At 43.1% G+C, this 518-nt stretch carries 1 protein-coding gene; it reads left to right on the forward strand.

The window, feature by feature from the left end:
• Nucleotides 1-203 precede the first annotated feature (203 nt).
• Nucleotides 204-518, forward strand: a 315-nt coding sequence (locus ACWHAR_RS32010) for a glutamine amidotransferase-related protein (RefSeq protein WP_452089041.1), incomplete at its 3' end; no start/stop codon positions are given.

Below are 518 nucleotides of genomic sequence, written 5' to 3' on the forward strand. Positions count from 1 at the left end.
GAGAGTTATGGGAAAATTTAATTAAAAGAAGATGGTCTTGACCGCTTATCGACGTGTTGTTAGAATTAGTGAATATTATCGGAGTCTGGGAGCGAGTTGGCCTGACTCCGGCAAACGGCCTTGCCAAAGAGGGCGGAGCGAGCTTCATATCTGTCCTCGTTTTTTTCTGTGTCAAAAAACTTAGAGGAGATTAGGTGACAACCATGACAAAGTTAGTGAATGAAATGATTCTTGTCCTTGATTTCGGCAGTCAGTATAACCAGCTGATTACACGCCGTATCCGTGAATTCGGTGTATACAGCGAGCTGCATCCACATACATTGACGGCTGAAGAAATTAAAAAAATGAATCCAAAAGGAATTATTTTATCCGGCGGTCCAAACAGTGTGTATGATGAAAATTCTTTCCGCTGTGACGAGAAAATCTTCGAGCTTGATATTCCTGTTTTGGGAATTTGCTACGGCATGCAGCTGATGACTCATTACCTTGGCGGTAAAGTTGAAGCGGCAAGCCAGCGT

The sequence above is a fragment of the Bacillus sp. LR--39 genome, from assembly GCF_053613335.1.